This window comes from Methylobacterium sp. UNC300MFChir4.1 (assembly GCF_900110155.1).
In the GTDB taxonomy this organism is placed as follows: Bacteria; Pseudomonadota; Alphaproteobacteria; order Rhizobiales; family Beijerinckiaceae; genus Methylobacterium.
In genome coordinates this window covers 206287-222052 of sequence record NZ_FOCS01000010.1, presented here as the reverse complement: position 1 = coordinate 222052, position 15766 = coordinate 206287, and the positions used below count along the sequence as shown (strand labels likewise).

Annotated in this window: 15 protein-coding genes; 5 read left to right on the top strand and 10 right to left on the bottom strand. The window is 71.3% G+C overall.

Annotated elements, in window-relative coordinates; all coding sequences use genetic code 11:
- Both BMY19_RS15870 and groES read right to left on the bottom strand, forming a co-directional pair.
- On the bottom strand, window positions 1–188 hold a 188-nt coding region (locus BMY19_RS15870; protein ID WP_280141634.1), incomplete at its 3' end, for a TCP-1/cpn60 chaperonin family protein.
- 71 nt (window positions 189–259) lie between these two features.
- Window positions 260–550 carry a co-chaperone GroES gene (groES, locus tag BMY19_RS15865; RefSeq protein WP_020093567.1) on the bottom strand — a complete coding sequence of 97 codons (291 nt, stop codon included), beginning with the start codon at window positions 548–550 and terminating at the stop codon, window positions 260–262.
- 211 nt (window positions 551–761) lie between these two features.
- Between groES and BMY19_RS15860 the strand changes: the two genes are divergently transcribed.
- Window positions 762–1748 carry a CorA family divalent cation transporter gene (locus tag BMY19_RS15860; protein ID WP_091680168.1) on the top strand — a complete coding sequence of 329 codons (987 nt, stop codon included), beginning with the start codon at window positions 762–764 and terminating at the stop codon, window positions 1746–1748.
- A 208-nt stretch (window positions 1749–1956) separates the two neighbouring features.
- Complete coding sequence (locus tag BMY19_RS15855) at window positions 1957–3417, top strand: methyl-accepting chemotaxis protein (protein ID WP_091680166.1); 1461 nt, start codon at window positions 1957–1959, stop codon at window positions 3415–3417.
- 9 nt (window positions 3418–3426) lie between these two features.
- Here the strand turns inward: BMY19_RS15855 and pdeM are convergent, their stop codons facing one another.
- Genes pdeM through BMY19_RS15840 form a run of 3 tightly spaced genes read right to left on the bottom strand, consistent with a single transcriptional unit; the run spans window position 3427 to window position 7732 of the window.
- Entirely contained in the window at window positions 3427–4140 is a 714-nt protein-coding gene (gene pdeM / locus BMY19_RS15850) for a ligase-associated DNA damage response endonuclease PdeM (protein ID WP_100252245.1), read from the bottom strand.
- A gap of 41 nt (window positions 4141–4181) precedes the next feature.
- Window positions 4182–6779, bottom strand: coding sequence for a ligase-associated DNA damage response DEXH box helicase (locus tag BMY19_RS15845; RefSeq protein ID WP_100252250.1), 2598 nt, complete (start codon window positions 6777–6779; stop codon window positions 4182–4184).
- Window positions 6776–7732, bottom strand: a complete 957-nt coding sequence (locus tag BMY19_RS15840) for an alpha/beta hydrolase (protein WP_100252244.1) — start codon at window positions 7730–7732, stop codon at window positions 6776–6778. Before BMY19_RS15840 ends, BMY19_RS15845 begins: the two co-directional genes overlap by 4 nt.
- 276 nt (window positions 7733–8008) lie before the next feature.
- Between BMY19_RS15840 and BMY19_RS15835 the strand changes: the two genes are divergently transcribed.
- Both BMY19_RS15835 and BMY19_RS15830 read left to right on the top strand, forming a co-directional pair.
- Window positions 8009–8362 carry a DUF6460 domain-containing protein gene (locus BMY19_RS15835; protein ID WP_020093561.1) on the top strand — a complete coding sequence of 118 codons (354 nt, stop codon included), beginning with the start codon at window positions 8009–8011 and terminating at the stop codon, window positions 8360–8362.
- A 142-nt stretch (window positions 8363–8504) separates the two neighbouring features.
- Window positions 8505–9869, top strand: a complete 1365-nt coding sequence (locus tag BMY19_RS15830) for an MATE family efflux transporter (RefSeq protein WP_100252243.1) — start codon at window positions 8505–8507, stop codon at window positions 9867–9869.
- Between the two features lie 29 nt (window positions 9870–9898).
- Here the strand turns inward: BMY19_RS15830 and BMY19_RS15825 are convergent, their stop codons facing one another.
- Entirely contained in the window at window positions 9899–10240 is a 342-nt protein-coding gene (locus BMY19_RS15825) for a YMGG-like glycine zipper-containing protein (protein WP_100252242.1), read from the bottom strand.
- Window positions 10241–10455: 215 nt separating this feature from the next.
- Between BMY19_RS15825 and BMY19_RS15820 the strand changes: the two genes are divergently transcribed.
- Window positions 10456–11349: an HpcH/HpaI aldolase/citrate lyase family protein gene (locus BMY19_RS15820; protein WP_100252241.1), complete on the top strand. Its 894-nt coding sequence runs from the start codon at window positions 10456–10458 to the stop codon at window positions 11347–11349.
- A 78-nt stretch (window positions 11350–11427) separates the two neighbouring features.
- Here the strand turns inward: BMY19_RS15820 and BMY19_RS15815 are convergent, their stop codons facing one another.
- From BMY19_RS15815 to BMY19_RS15800, 4 genes are all read right to left on the bottom strand, one after another.
- Window positions 11428–11724 carry a hypothetical protein gene (locus BMY19_RS15815; protein WP_100252240.1) on the bottom strand — a complete coding sequence of 99 codons (297 nt, stop codon included), beginning with the start codon at window positions 11722–11724 and terminating at the stop codon, window positions 11428–11430.
- The gene (locus BMY19_RS15810; RefSeq protein ID WP_100252239.1) at window positions 11721–14018 is read right to left on the bottom strand and encodes an FdhF/YdeP family oxidoreductase; all 2298 of its coding nucleotides are present in this window, start codon (window positions 14016–14018) and stop codon (window positions 11721–11723) included. The genes BMY19_RS15815 and BMY19_RS15810 overlap by 4 nt, the downstream gene beginning before the upstream one ends.
- 199 nt (window positions 14019–14217) lie before the next feature.
- Complete coding sequence (locus BMY19_RS15805; protein WP_100252238.1) at window positions 14218–15294, bottom strand: quinone-dependent dihydroorotate dehydrogenase; 1077 nt, start codon at window positions 15292–15294, stop codon at window positions 14218–14220.
- The gene (locus BMY19_RS15800) at window positions 15291–15641 is read right to left on the bottom strand and encodes a DUF952 domain-containing protein (RefSeq protein ID WP_020093554.1); all 351 of its coding nucleotides are present in this window, start codon (window positions 15639–15641) and stop codon (window positions 15291–15293) included. Before BMY19_RS15800 ends, BMY19_RS15805 begins: the two co-directional genes overlap by 4 nt.
- Window positions 15642–15766 lie beyond the last annotated feature (125 nt).

Genomic DNA, 15766 nt, shown 5'->3' with positions numbered 1-15766 from the left:
GCGAGCTCGATCTCCTTGGCGACCGTCACACCGTCCTTGGTGATGCGCGGGGCGCCGAAGCTCTTCTCGATCACGACGTTGCGGCCCTTCGGGCCGAGCGTCACCTTCACCGCGTCGGCGAGGATGTCGACGCCGCGCAGCATCTTATCGCGGGCGTCGGCGGAGAAACGAACGTCTTTCGCTGCCATTGTGTGCCTCTTAGCTGGTTGTTGAACCCCAAGGCCGGGACGGCCTCAAAGGGCGATGGCGGGTGACCCGATCAGGCGGCGACGACGCCCATGATGTCGGATTCCTTCATGATCAGGAGGTCCTGACCGTCGATCTTGACCTCGGTGCCGGACCACTTGCCGAACAGGACGCGGTCGCCAGCCTTCACGTCGAGCGCGTTGACGCGGCCGGCCTCGTCGCGGGCGCCGGGACCGACGGCGACGACCTCGCCCTCCTGCGGCTTCTCCTTGGCGGTGTCCGGGATGATGATGCCGCCCTTGGTCTTCTCTTCGCCTTCGATGCGACGGACGACCACGCGGTCGTGCAGCGGACGGAACTTCATGAGCTGCCCTCTTGCTTCAGGTCTTGAGTTGGCGTTGATGCGGCCGGCGGGACCGTTCGCAAACTCGACTGTTAGCACTCTGTCTCGGCGAGTGCCAAAGACGGCCGCGAGATAGGCGCGGGCGGGTTCCGAGTCAAGGCTGTCGCACCCCCGCGCGACGGTGCGATGACGCGCCGGCGGCCCCGTTCTCCCTCATGGATAACGCGCTCTCATGCTGAGCCTGCACGGACCCGAAGGCCCGGTGGCGCTGCGACCCGGCGGCCCGATCGCGCGCGACACCGTGTGGCTCGACCTGAACGACCCCACGCCGGAAGAGGCCGCGGCGGTCGAGGCCGCGACCGGCCTGCGGGTGCCGTCGCGGGCGGCGCTCTCGGAGGTCGAGACGTCGAGTCGCCTGCGCCGCGTGAAGGGCGGCCTCTCGCTCTCGACCCCGATGATCACGTTCGAGCAGAGCGCGTCGCAGCTGAAGCCGCTGGGCTTCCTGCTGACCAAGGATCACCTCGTCACGATCCGCTTCCACGACCTGCGCGCCTTCGAGGCGTCCGCGAAGCGTATCGCCGACGGCGACGGCAGCACGACGCCGAGCGAGATCTTCCTCGTCGTGCTGGAGGAACTGGTCGACAGCCTCGCCGACGCCCTCGAGGATATGGGCTCCGAGCTCGACACGCTCTCGACCCGCATCTTCGACTTCGACGTCCGCGGTGCCGAGCGGCGGCGCCTGGAGAGCCCGCCGCCCCGGCGCCGCGACCTCGCCCTGCGCCGGATCCTGCGCGGCATCAGCAACCGCGGGAAGGTTCTGGGCAAGATCCGGTCGAGCCTGCTCGGGCTCGAACGGATCATCCCGTTCGTCGCCGCGGCCTGCGACAGCCTCGGCCTGCCGGAGGATGCGCGCTTCGAGACGATCAAGCGGGACATCGAATCCCTCGACGAGTTCGAAACTCGGCTCGCCGAGAACGTGCAGTTCCTGCTCGACGCGGCCCTCGGCCTGATCACCATCGAGCAGAACAACGTCTTCCGCGTCCTCACCGTCGTCTCGGTGGTCGGCGTCCCGCCGACGCTGATCGCGTCGATCTACGGCATGAATTTCAAGCACATGCCCGAGCTGGATTGGGCGCTCGGATATCCCTACGCGCTCGGCCTGATCCTCATCAGCGCGGTCGCGCCGATCGTATACTTTCGCATGCGCGGCTGGTTCTGATATTCGTAAGTATGCTTCGGCCCTGACCGAGTTTATATTTGAATGCAATCTCGACGATGGCGTCGGTCCGGTTACGGACGCACAGAGGGCACGGCGCTCCAAGCATTCGATTTCCGTCAGGCAACTCTTAAACTGGACGAATGCCAGAATAAGGGATTCATTAACGCTGTGAGGCTACACCCCACGCCGGGGGAACGCGAGCCGTACCATGTTCAATCGCACTGTTTTCAATGAAGCCCAGGCCAAGATCGACGCGCTCGACCGCTCGCTGGCGATCATCGAGTTCTCGATGGACGGAACGGTCCTTCACGCGAACGAGAACTTCCTGCGATTGATGAAATACGGCCTCAGCGATGTCCAGAACCGCCATCACCGCATCTTCGTGGACAAGAGCTACGCCGAGTCCGCCGATTACGCGGCGTTCTGGAGCAAGCTGAAGGACGGCCAGTACGTCACGGGCGAGTTCCTGCGCCTCGACAAGGAGGGCGACTCGGTCTGGCTCGAGGCGACGTACAATCCTGTCCTCGACGCGCGCGGCAAGCCGATCAAGGTCGTCAAGTTCGCCGCGGACATCTCGGCGAAGAAGAAGGAGATCAACCGGCTCCTGACGATGATCGACAACGTTCCGGTTGCGGTCATGACGGCCGATCTGAAAGACAACTTCAAGATCGACTACATGAACGCCACGTCGCGCAAGACCCTCGGCACGATCGACCAGCACCTGCCGGTGAAGGTCGACGACATGCTCGGCCGCTCGTTCGACATCTTCCACAAGAACCCCAGCCACCAGCGCACGATGCTGGCCGACGCGAGCCGGCTGCCGCACAGCACCAAGATCAAGGTCGGGCCCGAGACCCTCAACCTGCGGGTCACGGCCGTGAACGACGAGAAGGGGCAGTACCTCGGCCCGATGCTGACCTGGGCGGTGGTCACCGCGCAGGTGAACATGGAGACCGACGTCAAGCGGGTCGTCGAGGCCGTCGGCTCCGCCATCCAGGAAATGCAGAGCTCGGCCGTGGGCCTGATGCAGTCGGCCGAGTCCGCGCGCCACAAGGCGTCGTCGGTCGCGTCGAACTCCGAGCAGATGAACGGCGCGATCCAGGAGATCTCCGGCCAAGTCGGGCGAGTCTCGGAGCGCGCGCAGCAGATCGCCGCCCAGGCGGGGACCACCGACGCGACCATGCGCCAGCTCGCCGAGAACGCCCGCAAGGTCGACGCGGTGGTGGGCATGATCAAGTCGATCGCCGACCAGACCAACCTGCTCGCTCTGAACGCCACCATCGAGGCGGCCCGCGCCGGCGCCGCCGGGCGCGGCTTCGCCGTGGTGGCCTCCGAGGTGAAGGCGCTCGCCGAGCAGACCGCCAAGGCGACCGGCGAGATCACGCAGCAGGTCTCGGCGATCCAGAGCGCGACCGGCGAGGCGGTCGGCGCCATCGAGATGATCACGGCCGCGGTGGACGAACTGTCCAAGCTCACCCTGGCGATGGCGAGCGCCGTCGAGGAGCAGGCGGTCTCGACCCACGAGATGGCGGGCAATATCGGCGGCGTCTCCGAGGCCGCCAACGCCACCGGTCAGCTCGCCCAGACGGTCCAAGGCATCGCCGAGAGCCTGGCCGGCCACTCGACGAGCCTGTCGGAGAGCGTGATCCGGTTCATGAAGACGGCCTGATCGGGCGACTCAGTCCCGGGCGAGCTGCGCCCGGCCGATGGCGAAGACCCGCCCGTCCCCGAGGAGATGGGCGGTGAAGCCGTCGGGGAACAGGCTCTCGATCGCCCGGTCGCGGACGTTCAGGCCGCCCGCGTAGGCGCCGAAGGCCGGCATGACGAGGCGGGTGCCGTCCGTGACGAAGCAGCGGCGGCGCACCGCCCGCCCGCGCATCGCCACCTTCCCGCAGGGATGGAGATGGCCGGCGATCTCGCCGGGCACGGGCTCCGAGCTCGGCTCGTGGCGCAGGACGAGGCCGCCGAGCGTCAGTGCGTCCGCGTAGCGGCCGCCGACGCCCTCGTTCACGGCCGCGTCGTGGTTGCCGGCGATCCAGACCCAGTCCCGCCCCTCCTGCAGGGCCGCCACCAGGGCGCGGTCGCCCGGCTCCATGCGCTCGGGACCGCGGGCGTCGTGGAAGGAATCGCCCAGCGCCACCACCCGGGCCGGATCGTGCCGCACCACCGCCTCGTGCAGGCAGGCGAGCGTCTCCCGGGTGTCGTAGGGCGGCAGGAACTGGCCGGAGCGGGCCGCGTAGGACGAGCCCTTCTCCAGGTGGAGGTCGGACACGATCAGCGTCCGGTGCTCCGGCAGCCAGAGGCCGCCGCAGAGATCGAGCACCAGGGTCTCGCCCGCGAGCTGCAGGGTGGGGTGCTTGGGAGTCTTCTCGAGTCTCAGGCCGGCCGCCAAGATCGCATCCTCGGTGTCGTCGGGGGAGGGCGGATCGACGGTCAGGACAGAGCCTCTTGGAGAAGCTCCGCCTCGGCCTCGGCCAGGATCTCGTCGGCGCCCTCGCCGTAGACTCGCTCGCGCCCGATCTCGAGCATCACGGACACGGAGAGCGGCGAGACCCGGTCGAGAGACCTGTGGATGATTCGCCCCTGGATGCGCTCTAGCATCATGCCGAGGCGCCTCACGTCGAGGAGTCCGGTTGCCGCATCCTGCCGCGCGGCCCGCAGCAGCAGGTGGTCGGGCTGGTGCTTGCGCAGCACGTCGTAGATCAGGTCGGTCGAGATCGTGACCTGCCGGCCGGACTTCTTCTGTCCCGGGTGATGGCGCTCGATCAGCCCGGCGATCACCGCGCATTGCCGGAAGGTGCGCTTCATCATGGCCGATTCGTCGAGCCACGCCTCCAGATCGTCGCCCAGCATGTCGACGGCGAAGAGGTCGCCGATGAAGTCCGGATCGATCGCGGCGCGCTCCGAGACGTCGCGGGTCGACCAGATGGCGATGCCGTAATCGTTGGCCGCGAAGCCGAGCGGGCGCAGGCCGGAACGCTCCAGCCGCCGGGTCAGCAGCATGCCGAGCGTCTGGTGGGCGAGGCGGCCCTCGAACGGGAAGGCCGTGAGGTAGTAGCGCTTGCCGCGCGGAAAGGTCTCCACCAGCAGGTCGCGCTCGCCCGGCAGGACGGAGCGGCGGCGCTGCTGCAGCAGGTAGGCGCCGATCTGCTCGGGCAGACGGTCCCACTCGAACGGGTCGGCGATCAGCGCCCGGACCCGGGCGGCCAGGAAGGTCGAGAGCGGGAACTTCGCGCCCGCGTAGGACGGGATCGCCGGGTCGGTGCCGGCCGGCGCGCGGGTGACGAGGCACTCGTCCTCGGCGAGCCCCTCGAAGCGCAGGGTCTCGCCGGCGAACAGGAAGGTGTCGCCCACCGTCAGCGTCTCGGCGAACTCGTCCTCGATCTCCCCGAGCACGCGGCCGGTCTTCGGCAGCACCGTGCCGGGCTTGCCGCGCAGGGTCCGGCCGAGGCGGACCTTCACCCGCGCCGCCTCCACGATGGTGCCGACATTCATCCGGTAGGCCTGGGCGGTGCGGGCGTCGCGCACCCGCCAGAGTCCGTCCGGCCCGCGCAGGATCTTGGCGAAGCGCTCGTAGGCGCGCAGCGCGTAGCCGCCGGTGGCGACGTAGTCGACCACCTGCTCGAACGATTCCCAGGTCAGCCCGGCGTAGGGCGCGGCCGAGACGATCTCGTCGTAGAGGTCGAGCGGATCGAAGGCGTCGGCGCAGGCCATGCCGAGGACGTGCTGGGCGAGGACGTCGAGGGCGCCCTGGCGAGCGTCCGGCGTGTCCTGGGCGGCCTCCTCGACGGCGTCCAGCGCCGCCTGGCACTCCAGCATCTCGAAGCGGTTGCCCGGGACGAGGTAGGCCTTCGAGGGCTCGTCCATGCGGTGGTTGGCCCGGCCGATCCGCTGCATGATGCGGCTCGCCCCCTTCGGCGCGCCGACATTGACCACGAGGTCGACGTCGCCCCAGTCGATGCCGAGATCGAGGGTCGCGGTGCAGACGATCGCCCGGAGCTGGCCCGCCGCCATGGCGGCCTCGACCCGGCGGCGCTGCTGGGCATCGAGCGAGCCGTGGTGGATCGCGATCGGCAAGGCGTCGTCGTTGAGCCGCCACAGCTCCTGGAACGTGTACTCGGCCTGGAGGCGGGTGTTCACGAAGACCAGCGTGGTCCGGTGCTCGCGGATGAGGTCGTAGATCGCCGGCATCGAGTGCCACGCGGTGTGGCCGGAGATCGGCAGCGCCCGGCCGAGATCGAGCATGCGCAGGTCCGCCTTCGCGCCGCCGGCGACGGTGACGAGATCGGCCATGGGCGGCGCGACGCGCTCCCCGTCCCGTCCGGGAGAGGGTCGGGGTGGGGGAGGAGACGCGTCAGGACTGGACGCGCCGTCCCCGCGCGCGGCGGGAGGAGGGGGAAGCGGCCCCTGCGGCACCAGGTACTTCCGCAGCTCGTCCGGTTCCCGCACCGTGGCGGAGAGCCCGATCGCCGCGAGGCCGGGGCTCAGCCGGTGCAGCCGCGCCAGTGCCAGGGACAGCAGGTCGCCGCGCTTCGAGGTCACCAGCGCGTGCAGCTCGTCGAGCACCACGCAGCGCAATCCGGAGAAGAATTCCGCCGCCTCGCGATGGGCGATCAGCAGCGCCAGCTGCTCGGGCGTGGTCAGCAGGATGTCCGGCGGCCGGCTGATCTGGCGGGTGCGCTTGTGGGCCGGGGTGTCGCCGGTGCGGGTCTCGACGCGCATTGGCAGCGCCATCTCGGCGATCGGCGCGTCGAGGTTGCGGGCGATGTCGACCGCGAGCGCCTTCAGGGGCGAGACGTAGAGGGTGTGGAGGCCCGCCGCCTTCTGCTGGGGGCCACGCTCGGCGAGGGCCACGAGGCTCGGCAGGAAGCCGGCCAGCGTCTTGCCGGCCCCGGTCGGCGCCACCAGCAGCGCCGAGCGGCCGGCGCCGGCGATCCGCAGGAGATCGAGCTGGTGCGATCGGGGAGCCCAGCCGCGCCCGGCGAACCAGGCGCGGAACCGCTCCGGCAGGATCTCGGACGGGTCGCTCAGGCGAGCGCCATCAGGAAGCGGTCGATCAGCTCCAGCGCCCGCTCGCTCATCGGGCTCGGGTAGCGGGCGAAGACGTGGCAGCCGCCGGGATAGATCGCCGTGTGGCCGCCATTGCCCGCCGCCGCCCAGCGCGCCGACATGTACAGCGTGTCGTCGAGGAGAGGGTCGGCGGTGCCGATGGTGAACAGGGCCGGCGGCAGACCCTTCAGGTCGGCGTAGATCGGCGACACGTCCGGACGGCGCCGGTCGATGCCCTCCCGGACGTAGCCGTCGGCGAACTTGGTCAGGTCGCGGGTGTTCACGACCAGCCGCTCCTCGCCCCAGTTCCGCACCGACGGTGTGAGACCGAGATCGAAGAAGCCGGCGTTGAGGTTGGCGCCCCGGAAGGCCCGCGGCAAGTTGTGCTTGTCGCGCAGCCGCAGCAGCACCATCACAGCGAGGTGCGCCCCCACCGACTCGCCGCCGATGGTCAGCGCGTGGATGCCGAACTCGGTCTTGCCCGGACCGGCCAGCCACAGGGCCGCCGCCTCGCAGTCGAGCAGCGCCGCCGGATACGGGTGCTCGGGGGCGAGGCGGTACTCGACCGACAGGGCGACGAAGCCGCAGGTGTCGGCGATGCGCTCCAGCCAGGGATCCTGCTCGTCGGCGGAGCCCCAGACCCAGCCGCCGCGGTGGACGTGCAGGTAGGCGCCGCGCAGCTTCGTGCCGGGCTTGGGCCGGACCACGCGGAGCTTGAGGGGGCCGCCGGGCCCGTCGATCGTCAGCCACTCCGCCCGGGCGCTGTGCGGCATGGCGGGCGCCGCCTTGGTGCCCAGACGGCGCCGCTCGCGCACCTCGGCGATCGGCAGCGACCAGGGATCGGGCAGCGCGGCGTGCGCCGCGACGATCTCGGCATTGAGCCGGAGCGTCTCGGGATCGATCGTCGCCGGGTCGAACAGGGCGTGGTCGATCATCGTGCGTATGGTCCCGTCGGCACTCAGAGCCTCTCACACCAATTCCCGATTCCCGGGAGTTCTCCCTTTGGCCGAGGCCGCGCCGCGAGAGTCCCGCGGCGTAGTCCACCCCGTCCGGCATCTTGGCGCGCGCGACGCCGCTTGCCATCTGCACGGCGCGCGAGAAACCCGCCAACGCCTGATCCGCGCTCGAGTTTCGACGCGGTGTGGTGTGCCGGTCACGGTTCCGCCCGCTTCGTCGCCGATCCGAGGGCCCTGAGGCTTCACGAGGACGCAATGCTCGTCGATCACGACCGGCGCCGGCAAGGCTATCAGCAGGGCGCCCCGCCGAACGCCCCCTACGGCGCGGACAGCTACCGGTCGCGCCCCTCCGCCCTGCGGCGGTTCCTCGGCGGCTCGCCGGCCGGCGTGTTCCTGCGGCTCCTGTTCCTGTCGGTGCTGGTCGGCGCCTTCATGTCGATGCTCGGCCTGACGCCGGGGCGGCTGTTCTGGCACGTCTACGATTCGGCGCGGGCGCTGGTGGAGGTCGGGCTCGCCTCGCTCCACGATTTCGGCGGCTGGATCGTCGCCGGGGCGATCGTCGTCGTGCCGCTCTGGCTGATCGCGCGCCTCTTCGCCGTCTCCCGCTGAGAGGGTCCGGGGCCGATCCGGTCCGGTCGCGCCCCGACGGCCCGGCGCGCCGGGGGTTCGGGTAGATCGGCCGCCCGCCATCGCAACCCGCCGATGCGATCACCCCGCTTTGCGCGGAGGGCGCGGCTTCTTAGCGTGCGGCATGATGCACACCGTCGCCAGCTCCGCCCGCCCGACGAACCGCCGCGTCCTGGCCCTGGCGCTGCCCATGACGATCGCCAACGTCACGACGCCGATGCTCGGCTTCGTCGGCGCGGCGGTGATCGGGCGGCTCGGCGACGCGGCGCTGCTCGGCGCCATCGCCCTCGGCGCGGTGATCTTCGACGCGATCTTCTGGTCGTTCGGGGCGCTCCGCATGGCGACCGCCGGCCTGACCGCGCAGGCGGTCGGAGGGCGCGACGACGCCGAGGTCGACCGCATCCTGGCGCGGGCGCTGGCGGCGGGCGCCCTGATCGGGCTCGTCCTGGCGGCCCTGCAGGGCCCCCTCGCGCAGCTCGCCTTCGCGATCAGCGGGGCGAGCGCGGCGGTCATCGCCGGTCTCGCGACCTACTTCCACATCCGCATCCTGTCCGCGCCCTTCGTGCTGGCGAGCTACGGCGTGCTCGGCTCGGTCCTGGGGCGCGGGCGCACCGATCTCGGCCTGCTGCTGCAGATCGCCATCAACCTGACCAACGTCGCGCTGACGCTCATTCTGGTCCTGGGCTTCGGCCTGGGCCTCGCCGGCGCGGCGCTGGCGACCCTCGGCGCCGAGGCGCTCGGGCTCGGCCTCGGGCTGATCCTCCTCGCACGGCTCGGCTCCCGGCCCTTCCGGGTGCCGCTGCGCGACCTCCGCGACGCTGCGGCGCTCCGCCGGACGCTCAGCGTCAACGGCGACGTCATCCTGCGGACGCTCGCGCTGATCACCGGCATCGTGCTGTTCTCGGCGCTCGGCGCCCGGCAGGGCGACGTGGTTCTGGCCGCGAACTCGGTCCTGTGGAATCTCTTCCTGATCGGCGGTTTCTTCCTCGACGGCTTCGCCACGGCGGCCGAGACCCTGTGCGGCCAGGCCGTCGGCGCCCGGGACCGGGAGGCGTTCGACGCGGCCGCCGCCCTGAGCCTGCGCTGGTGCCTCGGCTTCGGCTTCGCGGTCAGCTTGGTATCTTTGGCGGGCGGTCCGGCCTTCATCGATGCCGTGACCACGAACGGACCGGTGCGCGAGGCGGCCCGGTCCTACCTCGTCCTCGCCGCCCTGGCGCCGCTCGCCGCCGCGGCGCCCTTCGCGTATGACGGGATCTATATCGGCGCGACCTGGACGCGGGCGATGCGCAACCTGATGGTGTGCGCGCTCGCCGCCTACTGCGCGATCCTCGCGCTCGTCGAGAGCCTGGGCTTCGGCAATACCGGGCTGTGGCTGGCCTTCGTGAGCTTCCTGGGCGCCCGGGGCCTCGGACAGGCGATCGCGTTCCCGCGCCTCGCCCGGGACACGTTCCGGACGCCGGCCGCGGCCGCCCTCGAACCGGCGGCCTAGGCGGCAGCCGCGCGCAACCTCGAGGCGCGCTAGCGCGGGTCTTTCCAGGTGGTGGGCTGGGCCGCTGACGCGGCGCGGGCCACCGAGCCGGTGGTGCGCGGCACGGCCGCCTCCGCCCGCCGAGGGTAGGACCGGCGCGGGGCCGCGTAGCCGTAGCGGCGTCCCCGGCGGACGTGCCGGCGCCCGCGCTCCGACGAGTTCCCCACGAAGCCGCCGACCACGGCCCCCGCGACCGCGCCGATGGGGCCGCCGACCAGCGCCCCCGCGACCGCGCCGGAGCCGACGCCGAGGGTGGTCCGGCTCTGGGCCCGGGCCGCCTCAGGTGCCGCCAATGTCCCGAGCAAGGCGAGGGTGACCAAGACTTTGCGCATCGTAGAGATCCCGGACTTCGAGAATTGGTTTCGTCCGGCCTTTAAGCGGCGGAACATGACCAAACCGCGGCTTCGATCTGCGGAGAGACGGCGCGGTATCAAACCGCGCGGGGACTCACCCGCCCCGACCTTTAGGGTGTGGCGCGGCCGGGTTCGTGCTTTAGGGTGCAGCGCAACGACGGGAGGCCGCGCGACGGCCCAGAAGGGAGAAGCCGATGGCCACGACCACCGATCTGCGCCTGCGCCGCAGCGTGCTCTACATGCCCGGCTCGAACCAGCGGGCGCTCGACAAGGCCAAGTCCCTGCCGGTGGACAGCATCATCCTCGATCTCGAGGACGCCGTCGGCCCGGAGGAGAAGGAGCTCGCCCGCGATCAGGTCTGCGCCGCGGTGAAGAGCGGCGCCTACGGCAGCCGCGAGCTGGTCATCCGGGTCAACGCCCCGCAGACCCCGTGGGGCGAGGCGGATCTCCACGCCGCCATCGAGGCCGAGCCCGACGCGATCCTGATGCCGAAGGTCTCGTCCCCCGCCGTGCTGGAGAGCATCGCCGACCGGCTCGAATCCCTCGACGCGCCGGACGGAATCGCGATCTGGGCGATGATCGAGACCCCGGCCTCGATCCTCAACATCCAGGAGATCGCCCGGGCGAAGCGCGACCCGCGCAACCGGCTGACCTGCCTCGTGCTCGGCACCAACGACCTCGCCAAGGACACCTGGGCCAAGATCGTCCCCGGCCGCGTGCCGATGCTGCCCTGGATGATGATGGCGCTGGCCGCCGCGCGGGCGGAGGGGCTCGCGATCCTCGACGGCGTCTACAACGACATCGCCGACACAGAGGGCTGCCGCGACGAGTGCCGGCAGGCCCGCGACCTGGGCTTCGACGGCAAGACCCTGATCCACCCAACGCAGCTGGAGCCGGCCAACACGTCCTTCGCCCCCACCGATGAGGAGGTGCGCCGGGCCAAGCTGGTTATCGAGGCGTTCGAGCGCCCGGAATACGCCAAGCGCGGCGCGATCAAGCTGGAGGGCCGGCTCTACGAGCGGCAGCATCTCGGCGTGAACCGGCGGGCGGTCACCTGGGCCGAGGCGATCAAGGCGAAGGGGTTCTGAGCGCGTCCGTCCTCGCCGGAGCGAAGCGATCCAGGGCAGCGCCGCGCCCGAGTCTGTCGCGGTCCCTGGGTCACTTCGCTACGCGCGTGATGACGGCACCGACGACCCTGAATCGGCGGTGGTGTAGCGCGTCCGCTGGGTGCGCCCGTCGCGGGCCGTGACGGCGACGAGGCCCGCCTCGTCCAGGCCCGAGAGGGCGCGCAGCACCAGGGCGTGCTCCACCCCGAAGGTGCGGGCGAAGGCGCGGCTGTCGCCCGGCAGGCCGAGGTCGAGCGCCGCCAGGAGGCCCGCCGCCAGCGGGTCGAGATCCGGGCGGGCGGCCGAAACCCGGTCGAGGGCGGCGACGAACGCCGCCTCGTCGGGCTCCGCGCTCACGCGGCCGCGCGCGCCTGCAGGGTGACCAGCACCGACTTGGAGGTCGGCGTGTCGCTCTTCTCGCCGTAGGTCGAGAGCGGCACGAGCACGTTCAGCTCCGGATAGTAGCCGGCCAGCGCGCCCCGCGGCATGTCGAAGGGCACGAGGCGGAAATCCTCCGCCCGGCGGGTGATGCCGTCGTCGTGCGTGCCGACGACGTCGACCCGGTCGCCGAGCCGGTCGCGGATCTCCGCGAGGTCGTCCGGGTGGGCGAAGATCACGCGGCGCTCGCCGTAGACGCCGCGGTAGCGGTCATCCAGGCCGTAGATCGTCGTGTTGTACTGGTCGTGACTGCGGAAGGTCTGCAGCACGTAGGTGTCGCGCGTCTTCCGGGCGGCCTGGTGCTCGGTCTCGGCCGGCAGGGCGTCGGCCGAGAAGGTGGCCCGGCCGGTGGCGGTCTCGAACACCCGCTCGGCGGCGAGGTTGCGCAGCATGAAGCCGCGCGGCTTGCGCACCCGGGTGTTGTAGCCGGTGAAGCCCGGGATCGTGGCGGCGATCGCCTCGCGGATCCGGTCGTAATCCGCGGCGAAGCCGGCCCAGTCGATGGCGGCGGAGCCGACGGTCGCCTGCGCCATGCCGGCGATGATGGCGATCTCGGAGCGCAGTTCCTTCGAGGCGGCCTTGTTGATGCCGCCCGACCCGTGGACCATGCTCATCGAATCCTCGACGGTCACGATCTGGATCTTGCCCTCGGCGCCCCGGTCGATCTCGGTGCGGCCCAGACAGGGTAGCAGGTAGCCGACCGCGCCCGGCACGAGATGGGCGTGGTTGAGCTTGGTGGCGATGTGCACGGTGAGCCGGCACGAGGCCAGCGCCTGCGCCACGACCGGCGTGTCGGGCGTCGCCCGCAGGAAGTTGCCGCCGAGCCCGATGAAGGCCTTCGCGGTGCCGTCGCGCATGGCCCGGATCGCCGCCAGGACGTTGTGGCCGTGCCGGCGCGGCATGGCGAGGCCGAAATGCTGCTCCAGGGAATCCAGGAAGGCGGCGGACGGGCGCTCGTTGATGCCGACCGTGCGGTCGCCCTGCACGTTCGAGTGGCCGCGGACCGGGCAGAGGCCCGCGCCGGCCCGGCCGATATGGCCGCGCAGGAACAGCAGGTTAGCGATCTCTCGGATCGTCGCAACCGAATGGCGGTGCTGGGTCACGCCCATGGCCCAGGTCGCGATGACCCGCTGGGCGCCCAGATAGACGTCCGCCATCGCGGCGATCTCGTCCACGGTCAGGCCCGACTGGTCGAGGATTGCGTCCCAGGACGTCGCCTCGACGGCGGCGCGGTAGGCCTCGAGCCCGGCGGTGTGGTGCTCGAGGAAGGCGCGGTCGAGGAGCGAGGGCCGGCCGGCCGCCAGCGCCTCGGCGTCGCGGGCGAACACGACCTTGGCGATGCCCCGGAAGGCCGCCATGTCGCCGCCCGAGCGCGGCTGCAGGTAGTGGCTGGCGATGGGGCGGCTGGCGCCGCGCAGCATCTCGACGGTGTTCTGGGGGTCGGCGAAGCGCTCCAGGCCGCGCTCCCGGACCGGGTTCAGCACCACGACCTTGGCGCCGCGCTCGGCCGCCCGGCGCAGGTCGCCGAGCATCCGCGGGTGGTTGGTGCCGGGATTCTGGCCGACGCAGAAGATCGCGTCCGCCTTCTCGAAATCCTCCAGCAGGACCGTGCCCTTGCCGATGCCGATGGCGTCGATCAGCGCGACGCCGCTCGCCTCGTGGCACATGTTCGAGCAGTCGGGGAAGTTGTTGGTCCCGTAGGCGCGGGCGAAGAGCTGGTACAGGTACGCCGCCTCGTTGGAGGCGCGGCCCGAGGTGTAGAATTCGGCCTGGTCCGGATGGTCGAGCCCGCGCAGGGTCGCGCCGATCTCCGCGAAGGCCTCGTCCCAGCTCACCGGCAGGTAGCGGTCGCTCGCCGCGTCGTAGCGCATCGGGTGCGTCAGGCGGCCCTGGCCCTCCAGGGCGTAGTCGCTCCAGGTGCGCAGCTCGGTCAGGGTGTGCTTGGCGAAGAAGGACGGCTTCGTGCGCTTGTCGGTCGCCTCCCAGGAAACCGCCTTCACGCCGTTCTCGCAGAACTCGAAGGACGAGCCGTGCTCCGGGTCGCCCCAGGCGCAGCCGGGGCAGTCGAACCCGTCGGGCTGGTTCGCCTTCAGCAGCGCGCGGGCGCCGGTGAGGGGTGCGCGGCTGCCGAGCAGGTGCTTGCCGCAGCTCTTCAGAGCACCCCAGCCGCCGGCGGCGGAGGAGCGCTTGGTGGACCCTTCAGACTGGGCCATGAACCGTCCTGGATTGGCTGACGCGATGTGTCTCGCAACCGCGAGATAAGCGCCTCTCCGACCCCCTCACAATGGCGTGTCGGCGCAGGCCCCTCATGCACGGGGCACAGGCTAAGCTCCCGCTATGCAAAGCCTTTCTAAACTGCGGCCCCAAAAAAATTGTCCGGCGCGGCGCCGCGAACGGTTCGCCCGCGCCGGCTCAGTCCCCGCGGACGAGGTCGGCGGCGTCGCGCCCGACGACCTGCCGGAGCGAGGCGATGCCGGCCTCGCTCATGCGCCGCAGGAGCCCGACCTTGATGCGCCCGACGAGGCCCGGCCCCTCGTAGACCAGCGCCGAGTAGAGCTGCACGAGGCTCGCCCCGGCCCGGATCTTGGTCCAGGCCGCCTCGGCCGAATCCACGCCGCCGACCCCGATGAGCGGCAGCGCGTCCCCGACGCGCAGGCGCGTCTGGGCGAGCATCCGCGTCGCCGGGCCGAAGAGCGGCCGCCCCGAGAGGCCGCCCGTCTCCCGCGCGAGACCCTGCTCGCGCAGGCTCGCCGGGCGGGCCACCGTGGTGTTGGACACGACGAGGGCCTGGACCCCGCGCCGCTGCGCCGTCGCGCAGACCGCGTCGAGGGCGTCGAGCGACATGTCGGGGGCGATCTTGAGGAGGATCGCCGCGCCGGCGCCTGCCGCGTCGCGGGCCTCGACCGTGCGGGCGAGGAGCTCGTCGAGGAAGGCCTCACCCTGGAGGTCGCGCAGGCCCGGCGTGTTGGGGGAGGAGACGTTGACCGTGACGAAGTCGACGAGCGGCGCGAGGGCTGCGGTGCAGGCGGCGTAGTCGGCGAGGCGGTCGGCGGATTCCTTGTTCGCGCCGATGTTGACGCCGACGATGCCGGGTCGCCCCCTCCGGGCGCGCAGACGGTCGGCCACCACCTCCAGCCCCTCGCTGTTGAGGCCGAAGCGGTTGATCACGGCGCGGTCGTCGGGGAGGCGGAAGACCCGCGGCCGCGGGTTGCCGGGCTGGGGCCGCGGCACGACCCCGCCGACCTCGACGAAGCCGAAGCCGAGGCCCAGCAGCGCGTCGGGAACGCGCGCGCCCTTGTCGAAGCCGGCCGCGAGGCCGACCGGGTTGGGAAAGCGGCGGCCGAGCAGGTCGACGGCGAGGCGCGGGTCGTCCGCCGGCCGCGGCCCCGCGGGCAGGAGCGCCAGGGCGGCGAGGGTCAGGTCGTGCGCGCGCTCCGCGTCGAGGCGGTGCAGCAGCGGTCTGACGAGGGGGAAGGCGGCCGCGATCATGCCGGCAGGATCCCGGCCGGGAAGGCGTGCCGGCCGTCGGCGCCCAGCGGCATATCGTCCACCGCGACCACGGCGGACAGCGGTAGCGGGCCGTAGAGATGCGGGAACAGGTCGCCGCCGCGAGAGGGCTCGTAGCGCAGGCCGTCGCCGAGGGCGTCGGCCTCGACCGCGACGAGGAGCAGGTCGTCCTGCCCGGCGAAGTGCCGGGCCGCCGTCTCGGCGACCTGGGCGGCCGTCGAGAAATGGATGAAGCCGTCCTGATGATCGATCGGGGCGCCCGTGAACCGGCCCGCGGCCTCGGCCTCGCGCCACAGAGGGCGCGGACAGATCTTGTAGATGAGCGGCATCGAAGCTCCCCGGAGACGACGCTGCGATAGAGGCGCCGGGCCGCGGCGGCAACCGCGCCGCGCCGCGCCCGATTCGAGGAGCGATTGCAATCTGCCGCCCGTAGTTCTACTTTCCTACGACTAGG